This window comes from Nocardioides ginsengisegetis, assembly GCF_014138045.1.
Classification (GTDB): Bacteria; Actinomycetota; Actinomycetes; order Propionibacteriales; family Nocardioidaceae; genus Nocardioides; species Nocardioides ginsengisegetis.
In genome coordinates this window covers 3,457,589-3,479,076 of record NZ_JACGXA010000001.1, presented here as the reverse complement: position 1 = coordinate 3,479,076, position 21,488 = coordinate 3,457,589, and the positions used below count along the sequence as shown (strand labels likewise).

The following is a 21,488-nucleotide window of genomic DNA, read 5'->3' as shown; positions in this document are numbered from 1 at the left end:
CGTGGGCACCTATCCGAAGCGGCAGCGGGTCGCGGCGTACGCCGTCATCCTCCGCGAGGACCGGATCCTGCTCAGCCGGCTCGCGGAGCGGGTGACCAGTGAGGAGCTGTGGACACTGCCCGGCGGCGGGCTGGACCACGGCGAGGACCCGCGCGAGGCGGTGGTCCGCGAGATCCACGAGGAGACCGGCCTCGACGCGCAGGTCGGCGAGACCGCGCACGTCTACTCCTTCCACCAGCCCCGGACCCGTCGGGACGGCCGCGGCGTCGACGCCCACTCGCTGCGCATCGTGTACGACGGGTGGGTGCCCGTGGACGCCCCCGAACCGCACGTGGTGGAGGTCGACGGCTCGACGTCGGAGGCGGCCTGGGTGAAGGTCGCGGACGTGCTCGACGGGACCGTGCCGGTCGTCGGGCTGGTCACCGAGGCACTGGCCGACCACCGGCCGCACCGCAAGCAGCGGATCGCGGCGTACGCCCTGGTCACCCGCGAGGACACCGTGCTCCTCACCCGGATCTCGCCGCAGGGCTTCCACACCGGTGCCTGGACGTTGCCGGGCGGCGGCATCGACCACGGCGAGGCGCCCCGCGCCGCGCTCGAGCGCGAGGTGCTCGAGGAGTGCGGGGTTGCCTGCGCGGTCGGGGAGCTGCTCGACGTCCACGACCTGCACTTCGGCGGCACCGCTCCCTCGGGACGGGACGAGGACTTCCACGGCGTCCACCTGCTCTTCGAGGGCGCCGTCGCCGCCGACGCTGAGCCGCGCGTGGTCGAGGTCGGCGGGACGACCGACGCGGTCGCGTGGGTGCCGCTCGCCGACGTCGAGTCGGGCGCCGTCGAGGTGCTGGACCTGGTCCGGCACGCCCTCGAGGTCCGCGCATCGCGCCGGCCGGGTCCCGGCTGACCGTCCTGTCCGGACCTCGTCGGGCGTCCCGGGGCGGCCGCACGGCCCGTTAGGTTGGGTGCATGAGCGAGACGGTGTTCACCTACGCGGCTCCCGCGCTCAAGTTCGGGATCGGGGCCTCCGCCGAGATCGGCCACGACCTCGTCCAGTACGGCGCCCGCCGGGTCCTGCTCGTCACGGACGCCGGCGTGGCCGCCACGGGCCACCCCGCGCGGATCGCCGAGCAGGTGGCGGCGCGCGGTGTGGAGGTCGTGACCTTCGACGGGGTGCGGGTCGAGCCGACCGACGACTCGATGCGGCTGGCCATCGACTTCGCCCGCGCGGAGGGCCCCTTCGACGCGATCCTCGCGGTCGGGGGCGGGTCGTCGATCGACACCGCCAAGGCCGTCAACCTGCTCACCACCAATCCCGGTGAGCTCATGGACTACATCAACGCACCGGTCGGCAGGGCGCTCGCGCCGACGAAGCCGCTTCTGCCCCTCGTGGCCGTGCCGACGACCACCGGCACCGGCGCCGAGAGCACCACGATCTGCGTGCTGGACGTGCTCGCGCTCAAGGTCAAGACCGGTATCAGCCACGCGCGCCTGCGTCCGACCCTGGCCGTGGTCGACCCGGCGCTCACCGTCAGCCAGCCCGCCCTGGTCACCGCGGCCTCCGGCATGGACATCCTGTGCCACGCGCTCGAGAGCTACACCGCCCGCTGGTTCGCCGACTTCGACGCCAAGCAGCCCGAGCAGCGGGTGCCCTACTGCGGCGCCAACCCGATCGCGGACATGTGGTCGGAGAAGGCCCTGTCGCTGCTCGCCGGAGCGTTCCGCAGCGCGGTCCGGGAGGGCGGCGACCTGACGGCGGTGAGCGGGGCCCGGGAGCAGATGGCGATGGCCGCGACGTTCGCCGGGCTCGGCTTCGGCAACGCCGGCGTCCACATCCCGCACGCCAACGCCTACCCGATCGCGGGCCGGGTCCGCGACTACCGTCCGGCCGGCTACCCCGACGACGAGGCGATCGTGCCGCACGGCATGGCCGTCTCGTTGACCGCGCCCGAGGCCTTCCGCTTCACCTTCGAGGCCGCGCCCGAGCGGCACCTGCACGCCGCCCGGCTGCTCGACCCGGCCGCCGAGGGCGACGGCCCGGACGTGCTCCCGCGCGTCCTCAGCACCCTGATGCGCGACATCGGGATCCCCAACGGGCTGGCCGAGGTGGGCTTCGGCGACGCCGACGTGGACGACCTCGTCGAGGGGTCGCTCAAGCAGCAGCGGCTGCTCGCCACGGCACCCCGACCCGTGACCGACGACGACCTGGCCGCGGTCTTCCGCGGCTCGATGGAGCACTGGTGAACCACGCGCAGGACCTGGTCGGCGAGCTGCGCCGCCGCGGCGTCGACGACGTCTCCGACTCCACGCTCACCCGCGCGCTCTACTCCTCGGACGCCTCGCTCTACCGCGTCGTCCCGCAGGCGGTGGCCCGGCCGCGGCACGCCGACGAGCTGCTCGCGATCCTCGACGCCGCCCGCACCCTGCGGGTGCCGGTCACCATGCGTGGAGCCGGTACGTCGATCGCCGGCAACGCCGTCGGCCCCGGCATCGTGGTGGACACCCTCAAGCACCTCAACCAGGTCCTCGCCGTCGACCCGGAGACCCGCACCGCGCGCGTCCAGCCCGGGGTCGTGCACGCCGACCTCCAGCGGGCGGCCGCTCCGCACGGGCTGCGCTTCGGCCCCGACCCCTCGACCCACACCCGCTGCACGATCGGCGGGATGATCGGCAACAACGCGTGCGGCTCGCGGGCCCTGGGCTACGGCCGGACCGTCGACAACGTGGCGGGCATGCGCGTCGCCTTCGGGACCGGCGAGGTCGCCGTCACCGGTCCCTTCACGGACGGGCCGGGCGACGTCGGCATCGGCCTCAACGACCTCGTCGACGGCCACCTCGGCCACGTCCGCACCGAGTTCGGCCGCTTCTCGCGGCAGGTCAGCGGCTACTCCCTCGAGCACCTGCTGCCCGAGCGGGGCCGTCGTCTCGACCGCTTCCTCGTCGGCTCCGAGGGCACCCTGGCGCTGGTCCTCGAGGCGACCGTCGACCTCGTCGTCGACGAGCCCGACCGGCTGCTCGTCGTGCTCGGCTACCCGTCGATGGCGGAGGCGGCGGACGCCGTACCCGCCCTGTTGGCCGGCGCCGGTACCCGGCTGATCGCCTGCGAGGGCCTCGACGCGCGCATCGTCGACCTCGTCCGGGCCAAGGGCAACGCCGTCCCCGACCTGCCGCGCGGCGCCGGTTGGCTCTTCGCCGAGGTCGCGGGGGAGGGTGCCGATGCGATCGCGGCCCAGCTCGTGGCCGCCGCCGGTGCCCTGGAGAGCCGGGTCGTCTCCGACGCGGGCGAGTCCGCGGCGCTGTGGCGGATCCGGGAGGACGGCGCCGGCCTGGCCGCCCGCAGCCTGGCGAGCCCGGCCTACTCCGGCTGGGAGGACGCCGCGGTGCCCCCGGCGCACCTGGGTGCGTGGCTCCGCGACTTCGACGAGCTGCTCGCCGCGCACGACCTCGACGGGGTGCCCTACGGCCACTTCGGCGACGGCTGCGTGCACGTCCGCATCGACTTCCCCTTCGAGCACGGGGGCGACGAGGACCGCGGCCGCCGGGTCTTCCGTGACTTCCTGACCGCCTGCGCCCACAAGCTCCGCGACTACGGCGGCTCGCTGTCCGGCGAGCACGGCGACGGCCGCGCCCGGTCCGAGCTGCTCCCGCTGATGTACGACGCGGAGTCGCTGCGGCTGTTCGCCGCAGCCAAGGCCATCTGCGACCCGGACAACCTGCTCAACCCCGGCAACATCGTCGACCCGGCGCCACTGGACGCCGACCTGCGCCCGGTCCGGCCGCGGCAGCGGGTCACGCCCGGCCTGCAGTTCGTGCACGACGGTGGTGCGATGGGCAACGCCGTGCACCGCTGCACGGGCGTCGGCAAGTGCGTCGCGCCCAAGACGACCGGCGTCATGTGCCCCTCCTACCTCGCGACCCGCGACGAGAAGGACTCCACCCGCGGCCGCTCGCGGGTGCTGCAGGAGGCCCTCGACGGCGAGCTCGTCGGCGGCCTGGCCGACCCGGCCGTGGGCGAGGCGCTGGACCTCTGCCTGGCCTGCAAGGGCTGCGCGTCGGACTGCCCCACGGGTGTCGACATGGCGACCTACAAGGCCGAGGCCCTGCACCAGCAGTACGCCGGCCGTCGCCGCCCCCGCAGCCACTACACGCTCGGCCGGCTGCCGCAGTGGGCGGCGCTGACCGCGCCCGTGGCGCCGCTGGCCAACCGGATGCTCAAGGTGAAGCCTTTCGCGGCCCTGGCCCGCGCCGCCGGGGGCATCGACCAGCGGCGCTCGATCCCGGCGTTCGCGCCGACCACGCTGCGCAAGGGTCTCGACAAGCTCGACCACCGGGGGACCCCGGACGTGTGGATCTGGGCCGACTCGTTTACCGACCACTTCCTGCCCCAGTCCGGCCACGCCGCGATCCGGGTCCTGGAGGCGGCCGGCCTGACCGTGCGGGTCATCTCCGAGGACGCCTGCTGCGGCCTGACCTGGGTGACGACCGGCCAGCTCGACAAGGCCCGCGCCATCATGGAGCGGACCCTGGCCACGCTCGCGCCGTACGTCGCCAGCGGCGTGCCGGTCGTCGGCCTCGAGCCGTCCTGCCTGGCCACGCTGCGCAGCGACGCGGTCGAGCTGACCGCGGACCCGAGGGCCGCCGAGGTGGCCGGAGGGGTGCTGACCTTCGCCGAGCTCCTCGCCCGGCTCGACTGGACGCCGCCGGACCTGACCGGCGTCGAGGTCGTGGCCCAGCCGCACTGCCACCAGAGCTCGATCCTGGGCTGGGCGGCCGACGAGGCGCTGTTGAAGCGGGCCGGTGCCACGGTCACGCGCGTGGCCGGCTGCTGCGGGCTCGCGGGCAACTTCGGCATGGAGAAGGGGCACTACGAGGTGTCGGTGGCGGTCGCCGAGACCCACCTGTTGCCGGCGGTCCGCGCCCACCCCGACGCGGTGGTCCTCGCCGACGGGATGTCGTGCCGCGTCCAGCTCGACGACCTCGCGGGCGTGCCCGCGATGCACCTCGCCGAGCTGCTGGCTTCTAGACTCGACGCGTGAATCGCACCCCACGAGATCGCTCCGCTGGCGCTCCACGATCCCGCAGGGACCCCGCGTGAATCCCCGCCATCGCCGCCTCGTCATCCCGGTGGCCCTGGTGGCGCTGCTCCTGCTCGTCGTCATTGCCTCGGTGGTCAACAAGTGAGCGCCGAACCCCTCCTGCGGGTCCTCGCGAAGATGCGCGGCCACCTGCTCGACCCCGAGACGCTGGTCAAGGCCGTCGCGTCCGGGCGCCAGAAGGGCCAGCAGACCCGCTGGAAGCGCGTCGAGCTGCGCTACGTCGACCTCAAGGCCGGCCGCCACCTGCAGGTCACGGCGTACGACGAGACCCAGGCGCACACCTCCAACCACGCCGTGGGGGACGAGGCGCGCGACGCGGTCGACGGGCTGCTCGACGAGCCGTTCGCCAACTGGCACGTCGAGACCACGACCCAGAGCCACCAGGTCCGGGTGACCAAGAAGCTCGAGGCGATGCTGCACACCACCGAGCGCACCGAGGAGGTCGAGGTCGACCGCGGCCACGACCGCGACAAGGAGCGGCTGCTCGCCGAGGACGACCCGGTCTTCCGGGCGATCGGGCTCACCGACGCGCAGGGCCGGCTGAAGCCGAGCCGGCAGGCGAAGTACCGCCAGGTCGAGGAGTTCCTGCGGCTGCTCGACGCCTCGGTCACCGAGGCGATGGCCAAGGGCCAGCTCCGCACCCCGACCGCCGACGAGCCGCTCCGGATCGTCGACCTCGGCTGCGGCAACGCCTACCTGACCTTCGCCGCCCAGCGCTTCCTGACCTCCGTCCGCGGGCTGCCCGTCGTCGTCACCGGCGTCGACGTCAAGGAGCAGTCGCGCGAGCACAACAGCAAGGTCGCCTCCGACCTCGGCGTGGACGCGCAGTTCGTGGTCGGCTCGATCTCCGGCGCCCAGCTCGACCGGGCGCCCGAGGTGGTGCTGGCCCTGCACGCCTGCGACACCGCCACCGACGAGGCGCTCGCCCGCGCCGTCGGGTGGGAGGCCCAGCTGGTCCTGGCCGCGCCGTGCTGCCACCACGACATCGCGGCGCAGCTGCGCAAGGCGCCGACCCCCGCGCCCTACGCCATGCTCACCCGCCACGGCATCCTCCGCGAGCGCCTCGCGGACACCCTCACCGACGGGCTGCGGGCCTCGCTGCTGCGGATCGAGGGCTACCGCGTCGACGTGGTGCAGTTCGTCGAGAGCCAGCACACCCCGCGCAACACCATGCTCCGGGCCGTCCGGACGGGGGCGCCGGTCAAGGGCGGCGGCGTGCGCAAGGAGTACGACGACCTCGTCGCCACCTGGGGGATCCGGCCGCGGCTGGCCGAGCTGCTCGCCGAGCTCCCGGGCCATGGCTGACCGGATCCTCGGCGTCCTGGCGGCCGTGCCGTTCCTGCTCGGGACGGTCTCCTCGTCCGGCACCCAGGGCACGACGGCCTTCACGTTCGCCGACCCCGAGATCATCGAGTCCAGCGCGCTGGTCGTGCAGGACGGTCTGTTCCTGACCACCAACGACTCGGGTGACTCCGGGCGCGTGTTCGCGGTCGACCCGGCCACCGGGCGCACCGTCGGGGTGACGCACTGGTCGGAGGACCCCGTCGACGTCGAGGCGCTCGCGCCGGCCGGGCCCGGCCACGTCTGGGTGGGCGACATCGGCGACAACGGCGAGGGTCGCGACTCGGTCCGCATCACCCGGGTCCCGGTCGGGGCCGCCGACGCGACGGTCCACGAGCCGGCGTACGAGCTGGTCTACCCGGACCGCGCCCACAACGCCGAGACGCTGCTGTCCGACCCGCGCACCGGCCGGGTCTACGTCGCGACCAAGGATGTCTTCGGCGGTCGGCTGTACGCCGTGCCGAGACACCTCTCCGCCACCTCGCCCAACCGGCTGAGGGCCGTGGGGGACGTGCTGCCCATCGCCACCGACGGGGCGTTCTTCCCCGACGGGCGGCACCTCGTGCTGCGCGACTACTCGATGGCCGTCGTCTATGCCTTCCCCTCGATGGAGAAGGTCGGGGAGTTCCGGCTCCCGGTGCAGGACCAGGGCGAGGGGATCGCGGTCGACGCCCGCGGCACGCTCTTCGTCAGCTCCGAGGGCCAGCACGAGCCGGTCCTGCGGGTCTCGCTGCCGGCCGAGGTGCGCGACGCCCTCACGCCGCCGTCCGCGGCCACCCCACCGCCGTCACCCTCACCGGGGGTGCCCGACCGGTCCATCGGGATCCAGGTCGATGACCGGCCGGTGTGGCCCTGGCTGCTCACCGGCGGCATCGGCGTCGCCGCCCTCGTCGTGCTGCTGCGCTCGCTGCGGCCGCGCTGACCCTCCTGCGGGTGAGCCGCGACCTTTGTCGCGCTGGCTAGGCTCCCGGCCATGCCGCGGACCCGTCGCTCCTCGCCCGACCAGCCCGGCTGGACCCGTCGCCGTGCCGGCCGGGGGTTCGTCTACCTCGACGAGGACGGCGCCCGGCTCCCCGAGGAGCACGCCCAACGCGTGCGCGACCTCGTGATCCCGCCCGCGTGGGAGGACGTCTGGGTGTGTCCGTGGCCCAACGGCCACCTCCAGGCCGTCGGCACCGACGACGCCGGCCGGCGCCAGTACCTCTACCACCCGGACTTCCGGGCCCGGCGGGACGCGGAGAAGTTCGACCGGATGCTGGAGTTCGGCAAGGCGCTGACCCGGGCGCGCGAGCTCGTCCTGACCGACCTCGGGCGCGAGGGCATGCCGCTCGAGCGGGCCTGCGCGGCCGCCGTACGCCTGCTGGACCTCGGCTACTTCCGGATCGGCAACGACGTCTACGCCGACACCAACGGCAGCTTCGGCCTGACCACGCTCGAGCGGCGCCACGTGCGACGCCGGCAGGACCGGCTGGTCTTCACGTTCACCGGCAAGTCCGGCGTCGACCACCGCATCGAGATCGACGACGCCGTCGTGATCGAGGCGATCGACATCATGCGGCGCCGGCGCGGTCAGGACCTGCGGCTGCTGTCCTACAAGGACGGGCGCTCCTGGCGGTCGATGCTGCCGGCGCTGGTCAACGAGTACGTCCGCGCGAGCACCGGTCTCGAGGCCACCGCGAAGGACTTCCGGACCTGGCACGCGACCGTGCTGGCGGCCGCCGCGCTCGCGGAGACCGAGGAGCCGGGGGAGAGCCAGGCGTCCCGCAAGCGTGCGGTCTCGGGCGCGATGAAGGAGGTCGCGTCGTTCCTCGGCAACACGCCCACGCTGGCCCGCTCGTCGTACGTCGACCCCCGCGTGATCGAGGCCTACGAGCAGGGCCGCACGATCCGGGGCACCACCCGGCGGAGCCACGACAGTCCCGACGCCCGGCAGGCGGCCCTCGAGCGCGCCACGCTGCGGCTGCTGACGACGGCCTAGTCCTTCACCCGCCGCTGGCGCGCACCCGGTCTGCTCCGTGGAGGCTGTCGCGGTCCCGCCCGTGGTGGCCGTGCCAGTCCAGGCACAGGACGGTGGCGTCGTCGCTCAACGCCTGCCCGGTGGCCTCGAGCACCCGGTCGGCGAGCGCCCGGACCGCCTCGCGCGGGTGAAGCCCGCGGGTCTGCGCGATCTCGCGGGGAAGGTCGACGTCGACGGCGTTGCGCTCCAGCATGCCGTCGGTGACGAAGACGATGCGGTCGCCCGGCAGCAGGGTCAGCTGGTTGCCGGTGTAGGTGGTGCCGGGAAACAGGCCGAGGGGGAGGTCCACGGTCAGGTCGAGGGTGCGCACGTGCGGTCCGCGTGCGAGGTAGGGCGCGACGTGGGCCGCGTTGACCAGCTCCATCGACCCCGTGCGCAGGTCGACGCGGCCGATCAGTCCGGTGACGAAGTCCTCGAGCCCGATCTGCTCGGCGTGCTCGGTGAGTGCGGCGTTGGTCGTGGTGACCTGCTCGAGCAGGGAGGCGCCCTCGTTGCGCGCGTTGCGCAGGCTCCCCACGCACAGGGTGGCGGTGAGGGCGGCCCCGACGCCGTGTCCCATCGCGTCGGTGAGGGACAGGTGCAGCTGGTCGCGCGCCAGGCTGAAGTCGAAGGTGTCCCCGGCGATGCCCGCCGCCGGCTCCAGCCACCCCGCGAGCGTGAAGGACCCTGCCTCACACGTCTGGGGGCCGGGAAGCAGTCGGTGCTGGATCTCGGCGGACAGGCTCAAGGGGCGGGTGCGCTGTCCCCACTCGTAGAGGTCGGTGTGGCGACGGTTGGCGATCACCACGAAGGCCAGCAGGTGGGCCAGCCTCGAGATCTCACCCACGTGTTCTTGTGATGGCTCCGCGGGCAGCACGATCTCCAGGAGTCCGATGACCTCACCGCGCTCGGTCACCGGGGCCAGCACGCGCCACAGGCTCAGGTCCTCGGCCTCGGCCCCCGGCTGGCCGGGCGCCACCACCCGCACCTGCTGGGAGCGCACCGCCTGCTCGGCCGGCCCCCCGTCGAAGGGAAGGACCGTTGCCGACTCCTCGAGGGACCGGCGCTCGTTGCGCCCGAGCGGGTCGGGGGTCTCGGCGCCGTCGTCGGCTCCCAGCCGGATGTGGGCCAGCCGCACGAGAGCCCGGCCGGAGAGGTCGGCGATGAGGAAGGAGATCCTGGCCGCACCGAGGGCCTTTCCGAACTCACGCGTGACGGCCTCGACGGCCTCGACCGGGGACGCGGCTTCAGCCGCGTCGAGCACGCCCGCCACGATTCCCAGCCCTCCTGTCGGCCCCACCTTTCGGAGCATAGGGCCCGGGGTCGGGCTAGCGTCTGGTTCATGGAGATCACGGTGGTCCACGGCGACATCACCCGCCAGCAGGTCGACGCGGTTGTCAACGCCGCCAACAACCGGATGCGCGGCGGGAGCGGCGTCGACGGCGCCATCCACCGCGCCGGAGGCCCGGCCGTGCTGGCCGACTGCGTCGCCCGTTTCCCGCACGGTCTGGCCACCGGCGACGCCGGCTGGACGACGGCGGGGGAGATGGCCGCCCGGTGGGTGATCCACGTCGTCGGCCCCAACCGCACCGCCGGTCAGACCGACCGCGGCCTGCTCACGTCCTGCTACCGCCGGGCGCTGGAGGTCGCCGACGAGCTGGGCGCCGGCGCCGTGGCGTTCCCGCTGGTCAGCGCCGGGGTCTACGGCTGGCCCAAGGACGACGCGATCGCCGCCGCCCTCGAGATGTTCCGCGCGGTCGACACCGATGTCGCGGAGGCCCGGCTGGTGGCGTTCGACGGGGCGACGTACGAGCTGATGAGGGCGGCGCTGTCGGGGTAGTCCCCACCGCTGTTGTCGTCATCTGAGCGTTCGGACGACAAGAACGTTGGGGACTATCGCTCCGTCAGGCGTGCTCCACCACGTAGTCGATGCAGGCGGTGAGGGCCTCGACGTCGGCGGGGTCGACGGCGGGGTACATCGAGATCCGCAGCTGGTTGCGCCCGAGCTTGCGGTAGGGCTCGGTGTCGACGACGCCGTTGGCGCGCAGCGTGGCCGCGACGGCGTCGGCCGAGATCGCCTCGTCGAAGTCGATGGTGCCGATGACGAGCGAGCGGTGGTCGGGGTCCGCGACGTACGGCGTGGTGTAGGCCGTCTTCTCGGCCCAGCCGTAGAGCGCGTCGGACGAGGCGGTGGTCCGCTCGACCATGCCGGGCAGGCCGCCGGAGGCGTTCATCCAGTCGAGCTGCTCGGCCATCAGGAAGAGGGTCGCGACCGACGGGGTGTTGTAGGTCTGGTTCTTGCGCGAGTTGTCGATGGCGGTCGGCAGGTCGAAGAAGGCGGGGATGTGCCGCCCGCTGGCCGCGATCTCGTCGGCCCGGGCCAGGGCGGCCGGCGACATGATGGCGATCCAGATCCCGCCGTCGGAGGCGAAGCACTTCTGCGGGGCGAAGTAGTAGACGTCCGACTCGGCGAGGTCGACGGGCAGCCCGCCCGCACCGGACGTCGCGTCGATCAGCACCAGCGCCTCGTCGGCGGAGGTGCCGGCGGGACGGCGCACGGGCGCCATCACCGCGGTCGAGGTCTCGTTGTGGGCCCAGGCGTAGGCGTCCACGCCCTCCTCGGCCACGGCCACGGACCGCGAGCCGGGCTCGGCCTTGAGCACCGAGGGCGCGGCCAGCCACGGGGCGTCGGCGGCGGCCTTGGCGAACTTCGAGGTGAACTCGCCGAAGGACAGGTGCTGGCTCTTCTCCCGGATCAGGCCGAAGGTCGCCACGTCCCAGAACGCCGTCGCGCCGCCGTTGCCGAGCACGACCTCGTAGCCCTCGGGCAGGTCGAAGAGCGACGCGAGCCCGTCTCGCACCCGGCCCACGAGGTCGCGGACCGGGGCCTGCCGGTGGGAGGTGCCCATCAGGGACGCGCCGGTCGCGGCGAGCGCGTCGAGGTGGCCGGTCTGGATCTTCGAGGGACCCGCGCCGAAACGACCGTCGGCGGGGAGCAGGTCGGCGGGGATCGTCAGCACCCCCCTATTCTGGCACCCCGATTCGGGCCACCCCGGGAGGAGTCCAGATGCCCGTCACCCCGGCGCTGCTCGAGATCCGTCGCGTGGCCTACGGCCAGCCGGACGCGATGCGGCTGATCGACGAGGTCCAGGCGGAGTACGTCCAGCGCTACGGCGGCCCCGACGACACCCCCCTCGACCACGCGATGTTCGAGCCCCCGCTGGGCAGCTTCTACGTCGCCTACGACGACGGCGAGCCGGTCGCGACGGGTGCGTGGCGACGTACCTCCGTGCGCGCGCTGGGCGCCACTGATGCCGCCGAGATCAAGCGGATGTACGTCGTGCCGTCGGCCCGCGGGGCGGGCGTGGCGCGCGCGGTGCTCGCCCACCTCGAGGCGACCGCGATCGCGGCCGGCATCGACGTGCTGGTCCTCGAGACCGGCATGAAGCAGCCCGAGGCGATCGCGCTCTACACCTCGTCGGCCTACGTCCCCGTGCCCGGCTTCGGCTACTACAAGGACCAGCCGCTGTCCCGGTGCTTCGGGAAGCGGCTGGCCCTTGGTGTCCTGGAGCGTGGCGAGGTCTAGCTGCAGACCTGGCCGCCGTTCTCGGGGTTCTGGTCGTCGATGTCCGCCTGGGTCTCCAGGACCTCGTTGCCCGAGCGGTGCCAGCCGTCGGTGGGCTGGCCGCGGGTGAACCAGACGCCCCACTGGCCGACGCAACCGAACAGGCGCTTGCTGAACACGTTGTCGACGAAGCGCACGTCGGTGACGCTGAAGCCACCCGACGGGTTGCTGTCGGAGGGGCTGTAGTCGTGGGCGTAGACGGAGAAGCCGCCACCGGCGATCAGGTTGTGCTTGACCAGGATGTCGCTGCTGCTCTTCTGGCCGTCCCAGATCGCGATCGCGCTGTCGGAGGAGTTGTTGTCGTCCGAGGTCATCAGCAGCGTGTTGTGCCGGATCAGGCCGTGCGAGGCGCCCTCGGTCTGGTAGCCGTCGATGTGTCCGTTGGCCGTGCGGGTCGTGAAGCTGTGCAGGTAGCTGTTGAGGACCGTGAAGTGGTCACCCTCGCTGGAGTCGCCGGACGAGGCCCAGCTGAAGACGCCGTCGTTGACGTGCTTGCAGTCCAGCCGGTTGACCTCGAGCGCGGTGCCCATGTGCCACACGCAGGCGTGGACGCCGCGCAGTCCGTCGGTGGCCGTGCGGACGATCTTGGCGCTCGCACCGTGCGTGACGCTGATGACGGCGGTGCCGTTGGCGTCCTCGCCGGTGCGGCCGCTGGTGCACTGCACGGCCACGTCACGGATGACGACGTTGGGCGCCTCGACGCTCAGGCAGCCCTTGATCTGCTGGCAGCTGACCAGGGCGCCGGCGGTGCGCAGGTGGATCACGGACTGGTTGTTGTCGCCGCGGGGCGTGAGCGTGCCCCCGGGGCAGTTCTTCGCCTGCGGGCCGGTGGTCCCGCCGCTGGGCCAGCCGCACGCGTGCAGGTGGGACCAGACGTAGGTGCCGGACGTCGCGCACTCGGACGGCGCGGAAGCGGTGGGGCCGGTGGTGGGGCTGGCGGTGGAGGCGGTGGTGCTGGTGGTCCGGGCCGTTGCGGGGCCCGGGGCGATGCCGACCAGGGCGGCGAGCACGCCGACCAGCAGGACGAGCGGGAGGGTCAGGGCGCCGGCGCGGGACCGGCGGGTCGTCAGGGCAGGCCTGTGGGGTGTGTCGAGCGTGTGGTGCACGTCTCTCCTCGAGTTCGGTGAGTTGTCCCCATGGCGCGTGTGAAGAATCCCCGAGCGACGGTCCCCGAAACGCCGGGGTGGCGCAAAATCGGCGCGAGCGTGAGCCATGTCACGCGAGTGCGGCCGATCGGCTCACCACGAGGTAGCGCTCGTCGGTGATCTCCCGGCCCCAGTACGCCGGCTCCGGCAGCAGGGTCAGGTCCGCCTGCCGCCCGACGGAGGCGAGCAGCTCGACGGTTTCGCGCGCGGCCAGCCCGGCCCCGTTGAACCAGCGACCCTCGACCAGGACCAGGCGGCCGCCCGGGGCGAGCAGCGCCTCCCAGCGCCGCAGCGTGTCGACGGGGTCGGGCAGCGCCCACAGCACGTGGCGGCACAGGACGACGTCGTAGGCGCCGGCCTCGAACGGCGGCGCCGACGCGTCGCCCTCGACGTAGGAGACGTCGGTGCGCGAGCCGGCCTTGGCGCGGGCGAGGCGGACCATTTCGGGGGAGAGGTCGAGGCCGTCGACGCGCCACCCGGCGTCGGCGAGGAGCAGCGAGAGGGTGCCGGTGCCGCAGCCGAGGTCGGCGGCCCGGCCGGGGGCGTCGGGCAGGTTGTGCAGCAGCAGCTCGCGCCAGACCTGCCGCACGGCGGGGTCGCGCAGGCCGTGGTCGGGGGCCTCGTCGAAGGCCGCGGCCTCGGCGTCCCAGATGTCCCGCTGCTCGTCGAGGTCGTACTCGTCGGTCACATCACCATCCGATCACGGGCCGTGCGGTTCCCCGGACAGACGCGCGCGACCGACCTAGCCTCGATGGCTGTTCGTCTCACTCGGGAGCCCTCATGACCACACTGCTCGGCCGCACCGTCCGCGTGCTGCTCGTCGTCCTCACCCTCGTCCTGGCCGCGCCGGCCGTCGCCGGCGCCTCCCCGATCGAGGACTACCCGCACTACCAGCCGCAGACGAAGTGCTCGCCCAAGGCGAAGCCTGGCACCGTCTACCTCGGCCACTGGCTGGTGCGGAAGTACGGCGGGGCGTTCGGCGGGATCTCCCGGCCGTGCGGCTCGGGCGGCACGTCGGAGCACAAGGAGGGCCGGGCCTTCGACTGGTCGCTCAACGCCGGCAACGACCACGACCGCGCCGTCGCGAAGGCGTTCATGGAGCGGGTGCGCCGTACCGACTCCCACGGCAACACCGACGCGTGGGCGCGGCGGATGGGGATCATGTACTGGATCTGGTCGGACCACATGTACTCCGCGTGGGACGGCTACCGCGCCGAGCCCTACCTGAGCAGCAGCTGCAAGACCAAGACGAAATGTTCCAAGACGCTGCGGCACCGCAACCACCTGCACATCTCGCTGACCCGCAAGGGCGGCAAGGGCCTGACCAGCTGGTTCGCGGGCCGGCTCGATCAGGGCTGAGCAGTCTGGGCGGGGTGAGCCGCGGCCCACTCCGCGCGGCTGATCTCGTAGAGCACCTCGCCCTGCTCCCAGCCGGGGACCGGGTCCTCCCACTCCTGGACCCACGAGTCGGTGTGCCGCAGGCCGACGCGGGCGAGCACGGCACGGGAGGCGGTGTTGACCGCCATCGTCGAGGCGAGGACCCGATCGACGCCCGGAACCCCGAACGCCTGGCCCACCGTCGCCCGGGCGCCCTCGGTGGCGAGGCCGCGGCCCCAGGCCGCGCGGCGCAGGCGGTAGCCCAGGCCCGCAACGGCGGGGTCGGCGGCGAACGACGAGGCCGACCACCAGCCGACGAACTCCCCGGCGGACCCGTCGCCGGTGAAGCCGACCCAGTAGCCCAGCCCGCGGGCGATGTCGCTCTGCGGGCCGCGCCGCTGGTCCCACTCGACGAGCGTCTCCTCGGGCGTGGCCGCCCGCCCGCGGATGAACGCCATCACCTCCGGGTCGGCGTTCAGCGCGACCAGGAGCGCGAGGTGCTCGTCCGCGACCGGGACCAGCGTCAGGCGGTCGGTGTGCAGCGTGGGGAGGTCGGGGCTCAGCCCGCCCACTCGGCCTTCCACCCGGTGACCTCGTCAGCCTTGCGCGCCGCCGGCCCGGTGTAGATGGCCGACGGGCGGATCAGCCGGCCGGTCTTCTTCTGCTCCAGGATGTGGGCCGACCAGCCGCCCGTGCGGGCGCAGGTGAACATCGAGGTGAACATGTTGGCCGGCACCTCGGCGAAGTCCAGGACGATCGCCGCCCAGAACTCCACGTTGGTCTCCAGCACGCGGTCGGGACGGCGCTCGCGCAGCTCGGCCAGGGCGGCCTGCTCGAGCGCCTCGGCGACCTCGTAGCGCGGGGCGTTGAGCTCGCGCGCCGTACGGCGGAGCACGCGGGCGCGCGGGTCCTCGGCGCGGTAGACGCGGTGGCCGAAGCCCATCAGCCGCTCGCCCTTGTCGAGCAGCCCCTTGACGTAGGCCGTGGCGTCGCCGGTCTCCTCGACGTCGGCGATCATGCCGAGCACGCGCGAGGGGGCGCCGCCGTGGAGCGGACCGCTCATCGCGCCGATGGCGCCGGAGAAGGCCGCGGCGACGTCGGCGCCGGTGCTGGTGATGACGCGGGCGGTGAACGTCGAGGCGTTCATGCCGTGCTCGGCCGCGGAGGACCAGTAGGCGTCGATCGCCTGGACGTGGAGGGGGTTGGCCTCGCCCTTCCAGCGGATCATGAAGCGCTCCGCGAGCGTGTGGCCCTGGTCGACCTCGCTCTGGGGGACGATCGGCTGGCCGAGGCCGCGGGCCGCCTGGGCGGCGTACGAGAGGACCATGACCGCGACCCGGCTGAGGTCGAGGCGGGCCTGCTCGTCGGAGATGTCGTAGGTCTGCTTCATGCCCAGCATCGGCGCGAGCATGGCCACGCCGGCCTGGACGTCGGCGCGGACGTCGCCGGTGTGGATCGGGATGTTGTAGGGCTCGGCGGGCGGCAGACCGGGCTGGTACTCGCCGTCGATGAGGAGGCCCCAGACGTTCTCGAACGGCACGCGGCCGACGATGTCCTCGATGTCGACGCCGCGGTAGCGGAGGGCGGAGCCCTCCTTGTCGGGCTCGGCGATCTCCGTCTCGAACGCAACGACACCTTCGAGTCCGTGGTGTACCTCAGTCATGCGCGCGCGACTCCTTGATCTCGGGGCGTCGAGCGGAGGGTTACCGCTCGGGAACATGTGCCGCAGGCATTCTGCACCCGGAGGCGCCCGAGCGACAGGATCGGGTGGGTAGCGTCCTCCTCATGGACCTGGCTTCGCTCCGCAACGAGTACTCCCGGGCCGGGCTGGTCGAGTCCGACCTGGCACCCGACCCGTTCACGATGTTCGACCGGTGGATGCGCGAGGTGGTCGAGGCCGGGGTGTACGACGCCAACGCGATGGTCGTCGCCACCGTCTCCGCGTCCGGGGCGCCGTCGTCGCGGATGGTGCTGCTCAAGGGCATCTCGCCCGCCGGCTTCGTCTTCTTCACCAACACCGGGTCACGCAAGGGCCAGGAGCTCGCGGCCAACCCGGCCTGCTCGCTGCTCTTCCCCTGGCACCCGCTGGAGCGCCAGGTCCGCGTCGACGGGGTCGCCTCGCTGCTGCCGCGGTCGGACGTCGAGGCCTACTTCGCCTCCCGCCCGCGTGGCTCCCGGCTCGGCGCCTGGGCGTCCCACCAGTCGAGCGTCGTGGCCGGCCGCGAGGAGCTCTCCACGGCGTACGACGAGGCCGCCGCCCGCTTCCCCGAGCCCGACGCCGTGCCGGTCCCCGACGAGTGGGGCGGCTACCTCGTCCGCCCCGAGGCGGTGGAGTTCTGGCAGGGGAGGCCGGGGCGCATGCACGACCGGCTGGTCTACCGGCGTACGCCCGAGGGGTGGCGGACCGAGCGGTTGGCGCCGTAGTCGTCCCGCAATCCGCTTGTGAGTGAGTACTCACTCACTTACGATGCGGGGCATGACTCCCCGAGGTGAGCGGGCGCGGCCGATGTCGCCCGACGAGCGGCGCGACGCGATCGTGGCGGCGACCGTGCCACTGCTGGCCCAGCAGGGCGGCACGGTGACGACCAAGGAGATCGCCGAGGCCGCCGGCATCGCGGAGGGCACGATCTTCCGGGTCTTCAAGGACAAGCGCGAGCTGTTCATGACCGTGGCGGAGCGAGTGATGAACCCGCCCGGCGGCCGCGAGGAGATGGCGGCCTACCTCGCGGGCACCGCCGACCTGCGGGCCCAGATGGTGCTGGTCGTGGAGCGACTGGTGGCCCGGATGGAGCAGGGCATGCTCGTGATGATGGCGCTGCGGTCGGTCTTCATGGCCGAGGGCCCCGACAAGCAGGCCAAGCACGAGAAGCCCGGCCCGCCCGCGTTCATCGTGGAGTCCAACCGCCAGCTGATGCTCAACCTCACCGAGGTGCTCTTCGCGCCGCACGCCGCCGAGCTGCGGGTCGCGCCCGCCACGGCAGCCCTGGTCCTGCGCAGCCTCGTCTTCGGCGCATGGCACCCGGGCATGCCGTTCTCCGAACACCCCTTCACCCCCGACGAGGTCGCCGACGTCGTCCTCCGGGGCATCGCCGAGCCAGGGAACCACTGATGCTGATCCGCCTCGTCCGCACCTACCTCCAGCCCTACAAGGGCCTGCTCGCGCTGGTCGTGCTGCTGCAGTTCACCGGCACGGTGGCCGCGCTCTACCTGCCCAGCCTCAACGCCGACATCATCGACAAGGGCGTCACCCAGGGCGACGTCCACTACATCCTGCGCACCGGCGGCGTGATGCTCGCCGTCGCGATGCTGCAGATCGGCTGCTCGGTCGCCGCCGTCTGGTTCTCCGCCCGGACGGCGATGGGCTTCGGCCGCGACGTGCGGTCCGAGATCTTCCAGCGGGTCGGGTCGTTCTCGCAGCGCGAGGTGCAGCACTTCGGCGCCCCGAGCCTGATCACCCGCGAGACCAACGACGTCCAGCAGGTGCAGATGCTGGTGCTGATGTCGTGCACGCTCATGGTGGCCGCGCCGATCATGATGGTCGGCGGTGTCGTGATGGCGATGCGCGAGGACCTCGGCCTGTCCTGGCTGCTCGCGCTGGCCATCCCGGCCCTGCTCGGGTCGGTGGCCTTCATCGTGACCCGGATGGTGCCGAGCTTCCGCGTCATGCAGGAGCGCATCGACGAGGTCAACCGGCTGCTCCGCGAGCAGATCACCGGCGTCCGGGTGGTCCGCGCGTTCGTCCGCGAGCCGCACGAGACCGAGCGCTTCGCCGCCGCCAACCAGGACCTCACCGTCGTCGCGGTGCGGGCCGGGCGCTGGCTGGCCACGATGTTCCCCGCCGTGATGCTGATCCTCAACGTCTCCTCGGTGGCGGTGCTGTGGTTCGGCGGCCACCGGGTGGCCAACGGCGACATGCAGGTCGGCGCGCTGACGGCGTTCCTGGCCTACCTCGTGCAGATCCTGATGTCGGTGATGATGGCGACCTTCATGCTGATGATGGTGCCGCGCTCGGCCGTCTGCGCCGACCGGATCATGGAGGTGCTCGACACCGAGACCTCCGTCGTGCCGCCGGCCGCCCCGGTCCAGCACGTCGTCGAGCACGGCACGCTGCGGTTCGAGGACGTCGAGTTCACCTACCCGGGCGCCGACGTCCCCGTCGTACGACGGGTGTCGTTCGAGGCGCAGCCGGGCCAGACGGTGGCCGTCATCGGGTCGACCGGCGCCGGCAAGAGCACGATGGTGAACCTCGTGGCGCGGCTCTTCGACGTGACCGGTGGCCGGGTGCTGGTCGACGGCGAGGACGTCCGCGACCTCGACCCCGACCTGCTCTGGTCGGTGCTCGGACTGGTGCCGCAGAAGGCCTACCTCTTCTCCGGGACGGTCGCGTCCAACCTGCGCCACGGCAACCCCGACGCGACCGACGAGGAGCTGTGGGCGGCGTTGGAGATCGCGCAGGGCCGCGACTTCGTCGCGGCGATGCCGGAGGGGCTCGACAGCCCCATCGCCCAGGGCGGCACCAACGTCAGCGGCGGCCAGCGCCAGCGGCTCGCGATCGCGCGGGCCTTGGTGCGCAAGCCCGAGATCTACCTCTTCGACGACTCCTTCTCCGCCCTCGACCTCGCCACCGACGCCCGGCTGCGGGGCGCGCTCAAGCCGGTGACCCGCGACGCGACGGTGCTGATCGTGGCCCAGCGGGTCTCGACCATCCGCGACGCCGACCTGATCCTCGTCGTCGAGGACGGCCAGGTCGTCGGCCGCGGCACGCACGACGAGCTGCTCGAGACGTGCGAGACCTACCGGGAGATCGTCCGCTCCCAGCTGAGCGCGGAGGAGGCAGCATGAGCGGCACGCTCAAGGAGACCGAGCGGATCCAGGCCGGACCGGGTCCGGGCCGCGGTCCGTTCGGCGGCGGCATGGTCGGCCAGAAGGCCTCCCACTTCAAGCCGTCGGCCAAGCGGCTCGTCGCGCGGATGGCCCCCGACAAGCCCAAGGCGATCGCCGTGGTCGCGCTGGCCGTGGTCAGCGTGTTCCTGTCCGCGATCGGCCCGCGCATCCTCGGCAAGGCGACCGACCTGATCTTCGCCGGCCTGATCGGCCAGCAGCTGCCGGCCGGGGTCACCAAGGCGCAGGCCGTCGAGGCGCTGCGCCAGCGGGGCGACGACCGGTTCGCCTCGATGGTGTCCTCGATGGACCTGACGCCGGGCCAGGGGGTCGACTTCGGTGCGGTGGCCGACGTGCTCCTCCTCGTGCTCGGGGTGTACGTCGCCGCCTCGTTGCTGGCGTGGCTGCAGGGCTACCTGCTCAACGACGTCGTGCAGGGCACCGTCCTGCGGATGCGGGCCGAGGTCGAGGACAAGGTCAACGCGCTGCCGTTGTCCTACTTCGACCGGCAGCCGCGCGGCGAGCTGCTGAGCCGGGTCACCAACGACATCGACAACATCAGCCAGACCCTGCAGCAGACGATGAGCCAGCTGCTCACCTCGCTGCTGACCGTGCTCGCGGTGCTGTCGATGATGTTCTGGATCTCGCCGGTGCTGGCGCTGGTCGCGCTGGTCTCGGTGCCGATCTCGATGCTGGTCACCCGCGCGGTGATGAAACGCTCGCAGGGCATGTTCGTCGAGCAGTGGCGCCGTACGGGCACGCTCAACGCGCACGTCGAGGAGACCTTCTCGGGCCACGCGCTGGTCAAGGTGTTCGGCCGGCAGCGCGAGGTCGAGGCGACCTTCGACGCCGAGAACGAGCGGCTCTACGAGGCGTCCTTCGGGGCGCAGTTCGTCAGCGGGCTGATCATGCCGGTGATGATGTTCGTCGGGAACCTCAACTACGTCGTCATCGCCGTCCTCGGCGGGCTCCGGGTCGCCAACGGGTCGATGTCGCTGGGCGACGTGCAGGCGTTCATCCAGTACTCCCGCCAGTTCACCCAGCCGCTCACGCAGGTCGCCTCGATGGCCAACCTGCTGCAGTCGGGTGTCGCGTCGGCCGAGCGGGTCTTCGAGCTGCTGGATGCCGAGGAGCAGAGCGTCGAGCTGTCCGGGGCTGCCGCTGTGCCCGGGGCGCGGCACGGCGAGGTGCGCTTCGAGCACGTGTCGTTCTCCTACGACGAGGCGACGCCGCTGATCGAGGACCTGTCGCTGGTGGCCGCGCCGGGGCAGACCGTCGCGATCGTCGGGCCGACCGGTGCGGGCAAGACGACGCTGGTCAACCTGGTCATGCGGTTCTACGAGGTGACCGGCGGCCGGATCACCCTCGACGGCGTCGACATCGCCTCGATGCCGCGCTCGGCGCTGCGCTCCCAGATCGGCATGGTCCTGCAGGACACCTGGCTGTTCGCCGGGACGATCCGCGACAACATCGCCTACGGACGGCCGGGCGCGACCGAGGAGCAGATCCTCGAGGCCGCGCGGGCGACGTTCGTCGACCGCTTCGTGCACTCGCTGCCCGACGGCTACGACACCCACATCGACGAGGACGGCTCCAACCTGTCCGCCGGCGAGCGGCAGCTGGTCACGATCGCCCGGGCTTTCCTGGCCTCGCCGGAGCTGCTGATCCTCGACGAGGCGACCTCGTCGGTCGACACCCGCACCGAGCTGCTGCTGCAGCACGCCATGGCGGCCCTGCGCACCGACCGCACGTCGTTCGTCATCGCGCACCGGCTCTCGACCATCCGCGACGCCGACCTGATCCTGGTGATGGAGGACGGCGCGATCGTCGAGCAGGGCACCCACGAGTCGCTGCTCGCCGACGACGGTGCCTACGCGCGGCTGTACAACGCGCAGTTCGCGGCGGCGGTGGCGTGAGCGTGGGGGGATAGTCCCCACCGCAGATGTCGTCGAACGGACCCGATCGCGACAACTACGTTGGGGACTACCCCCGCAGGACCCCCCTCAGGAAGCGCCGCGGACAAATGCCTTGAT

Annotated in this window: 19 protein-coding genes; 13 read left to right on the top strand and 6 right to left on the bottom strand. The window is 72.5% G+C overall.

Features of this window, described 5'->3' with window-relative positions; translation table 11 throughout:
- Position 1 precedes the first annotated feature (1 nt).
- The 6 genes from FB382_RS22975 to FB382_RS16765 all read left to right on the top strand — a co-directional run bounded on the left by FB382_RS22975 (position 2) and on the right by FB382_RS16765 (position 8,409).
- The gene (locus FB382_RS22975) at positions 2 to 901 is read left to right on the top strand and encodes an NUDIX domain-containing protein (RefSeq protein WP_182540866.1); all 900 of its coding nucleotides are present in this window, start codon (positions 2 to 4) and stop codon (positions 899 to 901) included.
- Between the two features lie 62 nt (positions 902 to 963).
- Positions 964 to 2,238 carry a hydroxyacid-oxoacid transhydrogenase gene (locus FB382_RS16785; RefSeq protein WP_182540865.1) on the top strand — a complete coding sequence of 425 codons (1,275 nt, stop codon included), beginning with the start codon at positions 964 to 966 and terminating at the stop codon, positions 2,236 to 2,238.
- A complete protein-coding gene (locus FB382_RS16780; protein WP_425490103.1) occupies positions 2,235 to 5,030 on the top strand; it encodes an FAD-binding and (Fe-S)-binding domain-containing protein in 2,796 nt (931 codons plus the stop codon). The genes FB382_RS16785 and FB382_RS16780 overlap by 4 nt, the downstream gene beginning before the upstream one ends.
- A gap of 141 nt (positions 5,031 to 5,171) precedes the next feature.
- On the top strand, positions 5,172 to 6,395 hold the full coding sequence (locus tag FB382_RS16775) for a class I SAM-dependent methyltransferase (protein WP_343055645.1): 1,224 nt from the start codon (positions 5,172 to 5,174) through the stop codon (positions 6,393 to 6,395).
- The gene (locus FB382_RS16770; RefSeq protein WP_182540864.1) at positions 6,388 to 7,353 is read left to right on the top strand and encodes an SdiA-regulated/phytase-like domain-containing protein; all 966 of its coding nucleotides are present in this window, start codon (positions 6,388 to 6,390) and stop codon (positions 7,351 to 7,353) included. The genes FB382_RS16775 and FB382_RS16770 overlap by 8 nt, the downstream gene beginning before the upstream one ends.
- Before the next feature lie 51 nt (positions 7,354 to 7,404).
- Complete coding sequence (locus tag FB382_RS16765) at positions 7,405 to 8,409, top strand: DNA topoisomerase IB (protein ID WP_182540863.1); 1,005 nt, start codon at positions 7,405 to 7,407, stop codon at positions 8,407 to 8,409.
- A gap of 4 nt (positions 8,410 to 8,413) precedes the next feature.
- On the opposite strand, the gene FB382_RS22610 is transcribed toward FB382_RS16765, so the two are convergent.
- Entirely contained in the window at positions 8,414 to 9,727 is a 1,314-nt protein-coding gene (locus FB382_RS22610; protein WP_220481398.1) for a SpoIIE family protein phosphatase, read from the bottom strand.
- 42 nt (positions 9,728 to 9,769) lie between these two features.
- Here FB382_RS22610 and FB382_RS16755 point away from each other — a divergent pair, with 42 nt between their 5' ends.
- On the top strand, positions 9,770 to 10,267 hold the full coding sequence (locus tag FB382_RS16755; protein ID WP_182540861.1) for a macro domain-containing protein: 498 nt from the start codon (positions 9,770 to 9,772) through the stop codon (positions 10,265 to 10,267).
- A gap of 64 nt (positions 10,268 to 10,331) precedes the next feature.
- Here the strand turns inward: FB382_RS16755 and serC are convergent, their stop codons facing one another.
- Positions 10,332 to 11,444: a phosphoserine transaminase gene (gene serC, locus FB382_RS16750; protein WP_220481846.1), complete on the bottom strand. Its 1,113-nt coding sequence runs from the start codon at positions 11,442 to 11,444 to the stop codon at positions 10,332 to 10,334.
- A 50-nt stretch (positions 11,445 to 11,494) separates the two neighbouring features.
- Here serC and FB382_RS16745 point away from each other — a divergent pair, with 50 nt between their 5' ends.
- Positions 11,495 to 12,013: a GNAT family N-acetyltransferase gene (locus FB382_RS16745; RefSeq protein WP_182540859.1), complete on the top strand. Its 519-nt coding sequence runs from the start codon at positions 11,495 to 11,497 to the stop codon at positions 12,011 to 12,013.
- On the opposite strand, the gene FB382_RS16740 is transcribed toward FB382_RS16745, so the two are convergent.
- A complete protein-coding gene (locus FB382_RS16740) occupies positions 12,010 to 13,158 on the bottom strand; it encodes a hypothetical protein (RefSeq protein ID WP_182540858.1) in 1,149 nt (382 codons plus the stop codon). The two genes, FB382_RS16745 and FB382_RS16740, sit on opposite strands and share 4 nt — an antisense overlap.
- A gap of 109 nt (positions 13,159 to 13,267) precedes the next feature.
- Positions 13,268 to 13,885, bottom strand: a complete 618-nt coding sequence (locus FB382_RS16735) for a methyltransferase domain-containing protein (RefSeq protein ID WP_182540857.1) — start codon at positions 13,883 to 13,885, stop codon at positions 13,268 to 13,270.
- A gap of 92 nt (positions 13,886 to 13,977) precedes the next feature.
- Here FB382_RS16735 and FB382_RS16730 point away from each other — a divergent pair, with 92 nt between their 5' ends.
- Entirely contained in the window at positions 13,978 to 14,556 is a 579-nt protein-coding gene (locus FB382_RS16730) for a VldE C-terminal domain-containing protein (protein ID WP_182540856.1), read from the top strand.
- Here the strand turns inward: FB382_RS16730 and FB382_RS16725 are convergent.
- Positions 14,547 to 15,158, bottom strand: coding sequence for a GNAT family N-acetyltransferase (locus tag FB382_RS16725; RefSeq protein ID WP_220481397.1), 612 nt, complete (start codon positions 15,156 to 15,158; stop codon positions 14,547 to 14,549). The genes FB382_RS16730 and FB382_RS16725 overlap by 10 nt on opposite strands.
- Complete coding sequence (locus FB382_RS16720) at positions 15,134 to 16,237, bottom strand: citrate synthase 2 (protein ID WP_125036518.1); 1,104 nt, start codon at positions 16,235 to 16,237, stop codon at positions 15,134 to 15,136. The genes FB382_RS16725 and FB382_RS16720 overlap by 25 nt, the downstream gene beginning before the upstream one ends.
- Before the next feature lie 122 nt (positions 16,238 to 16,359).
- On the opposite strand from FB382_RS16720, the gene pdxH reads away from it, so the two are divergent.
- From pdxH to FB382_RS16700, 4 genes are read left to right on the top strand one after another with little or no spacing between them, the layout of a single operon-like run.
- A complete protein-coding gene (gene pdxH / locus FB382_RS16715) occupies positions 16,360 to 16,998 on the top strand; it encodes a pyridoxamine 5'-phosphate oxidase (protein ID WP_182540855.1) in 639 nt (212 codons plus the stop codon).
- Between the two features lie 52 nt (positions 16,999 to 17,050).
- Complete coding sequence (locus FB382_RS16710) at positions 17,051 to 17,683, top strand: TetR/AcrR family transcriptional regulator (protein ID WP_220481396.1); 633 nt, start codon at positions 17,051 to 17,053, stop codon at positions 17,681 to 17,683.
- Positions 17,683 to 19,416, top strand: coding sequence for an ABC transporter ATP-binding protein (locus FB382_RS16705; protein ID WP_182540854.1), 1,734 nt, complete (start codon positions 17,683 to 17,685; stop codon positions 19,414 to 19,416). Before FB382_RS16710 ends, FB382_RS16705 begins: the two co-directional genes overlap by 1 nt.
- Positions 19,413 to 21,371, top strand: a complete 1,959-nt coding sequence (locus tag FB382_RS16700) for an ABC transporter ATP-binding protein (protein WP_281379867.1) — start codon at positions 19,413 to 19,415, stop codon at positions 21,369 to 21,371. Before FB382_RS16705 ends, FB382_RS16700 begins: the two co-directional genes overlap by 4 nt.
- Positions 21,372 to 21,488 lie beyond the last annotated feature (117 nt).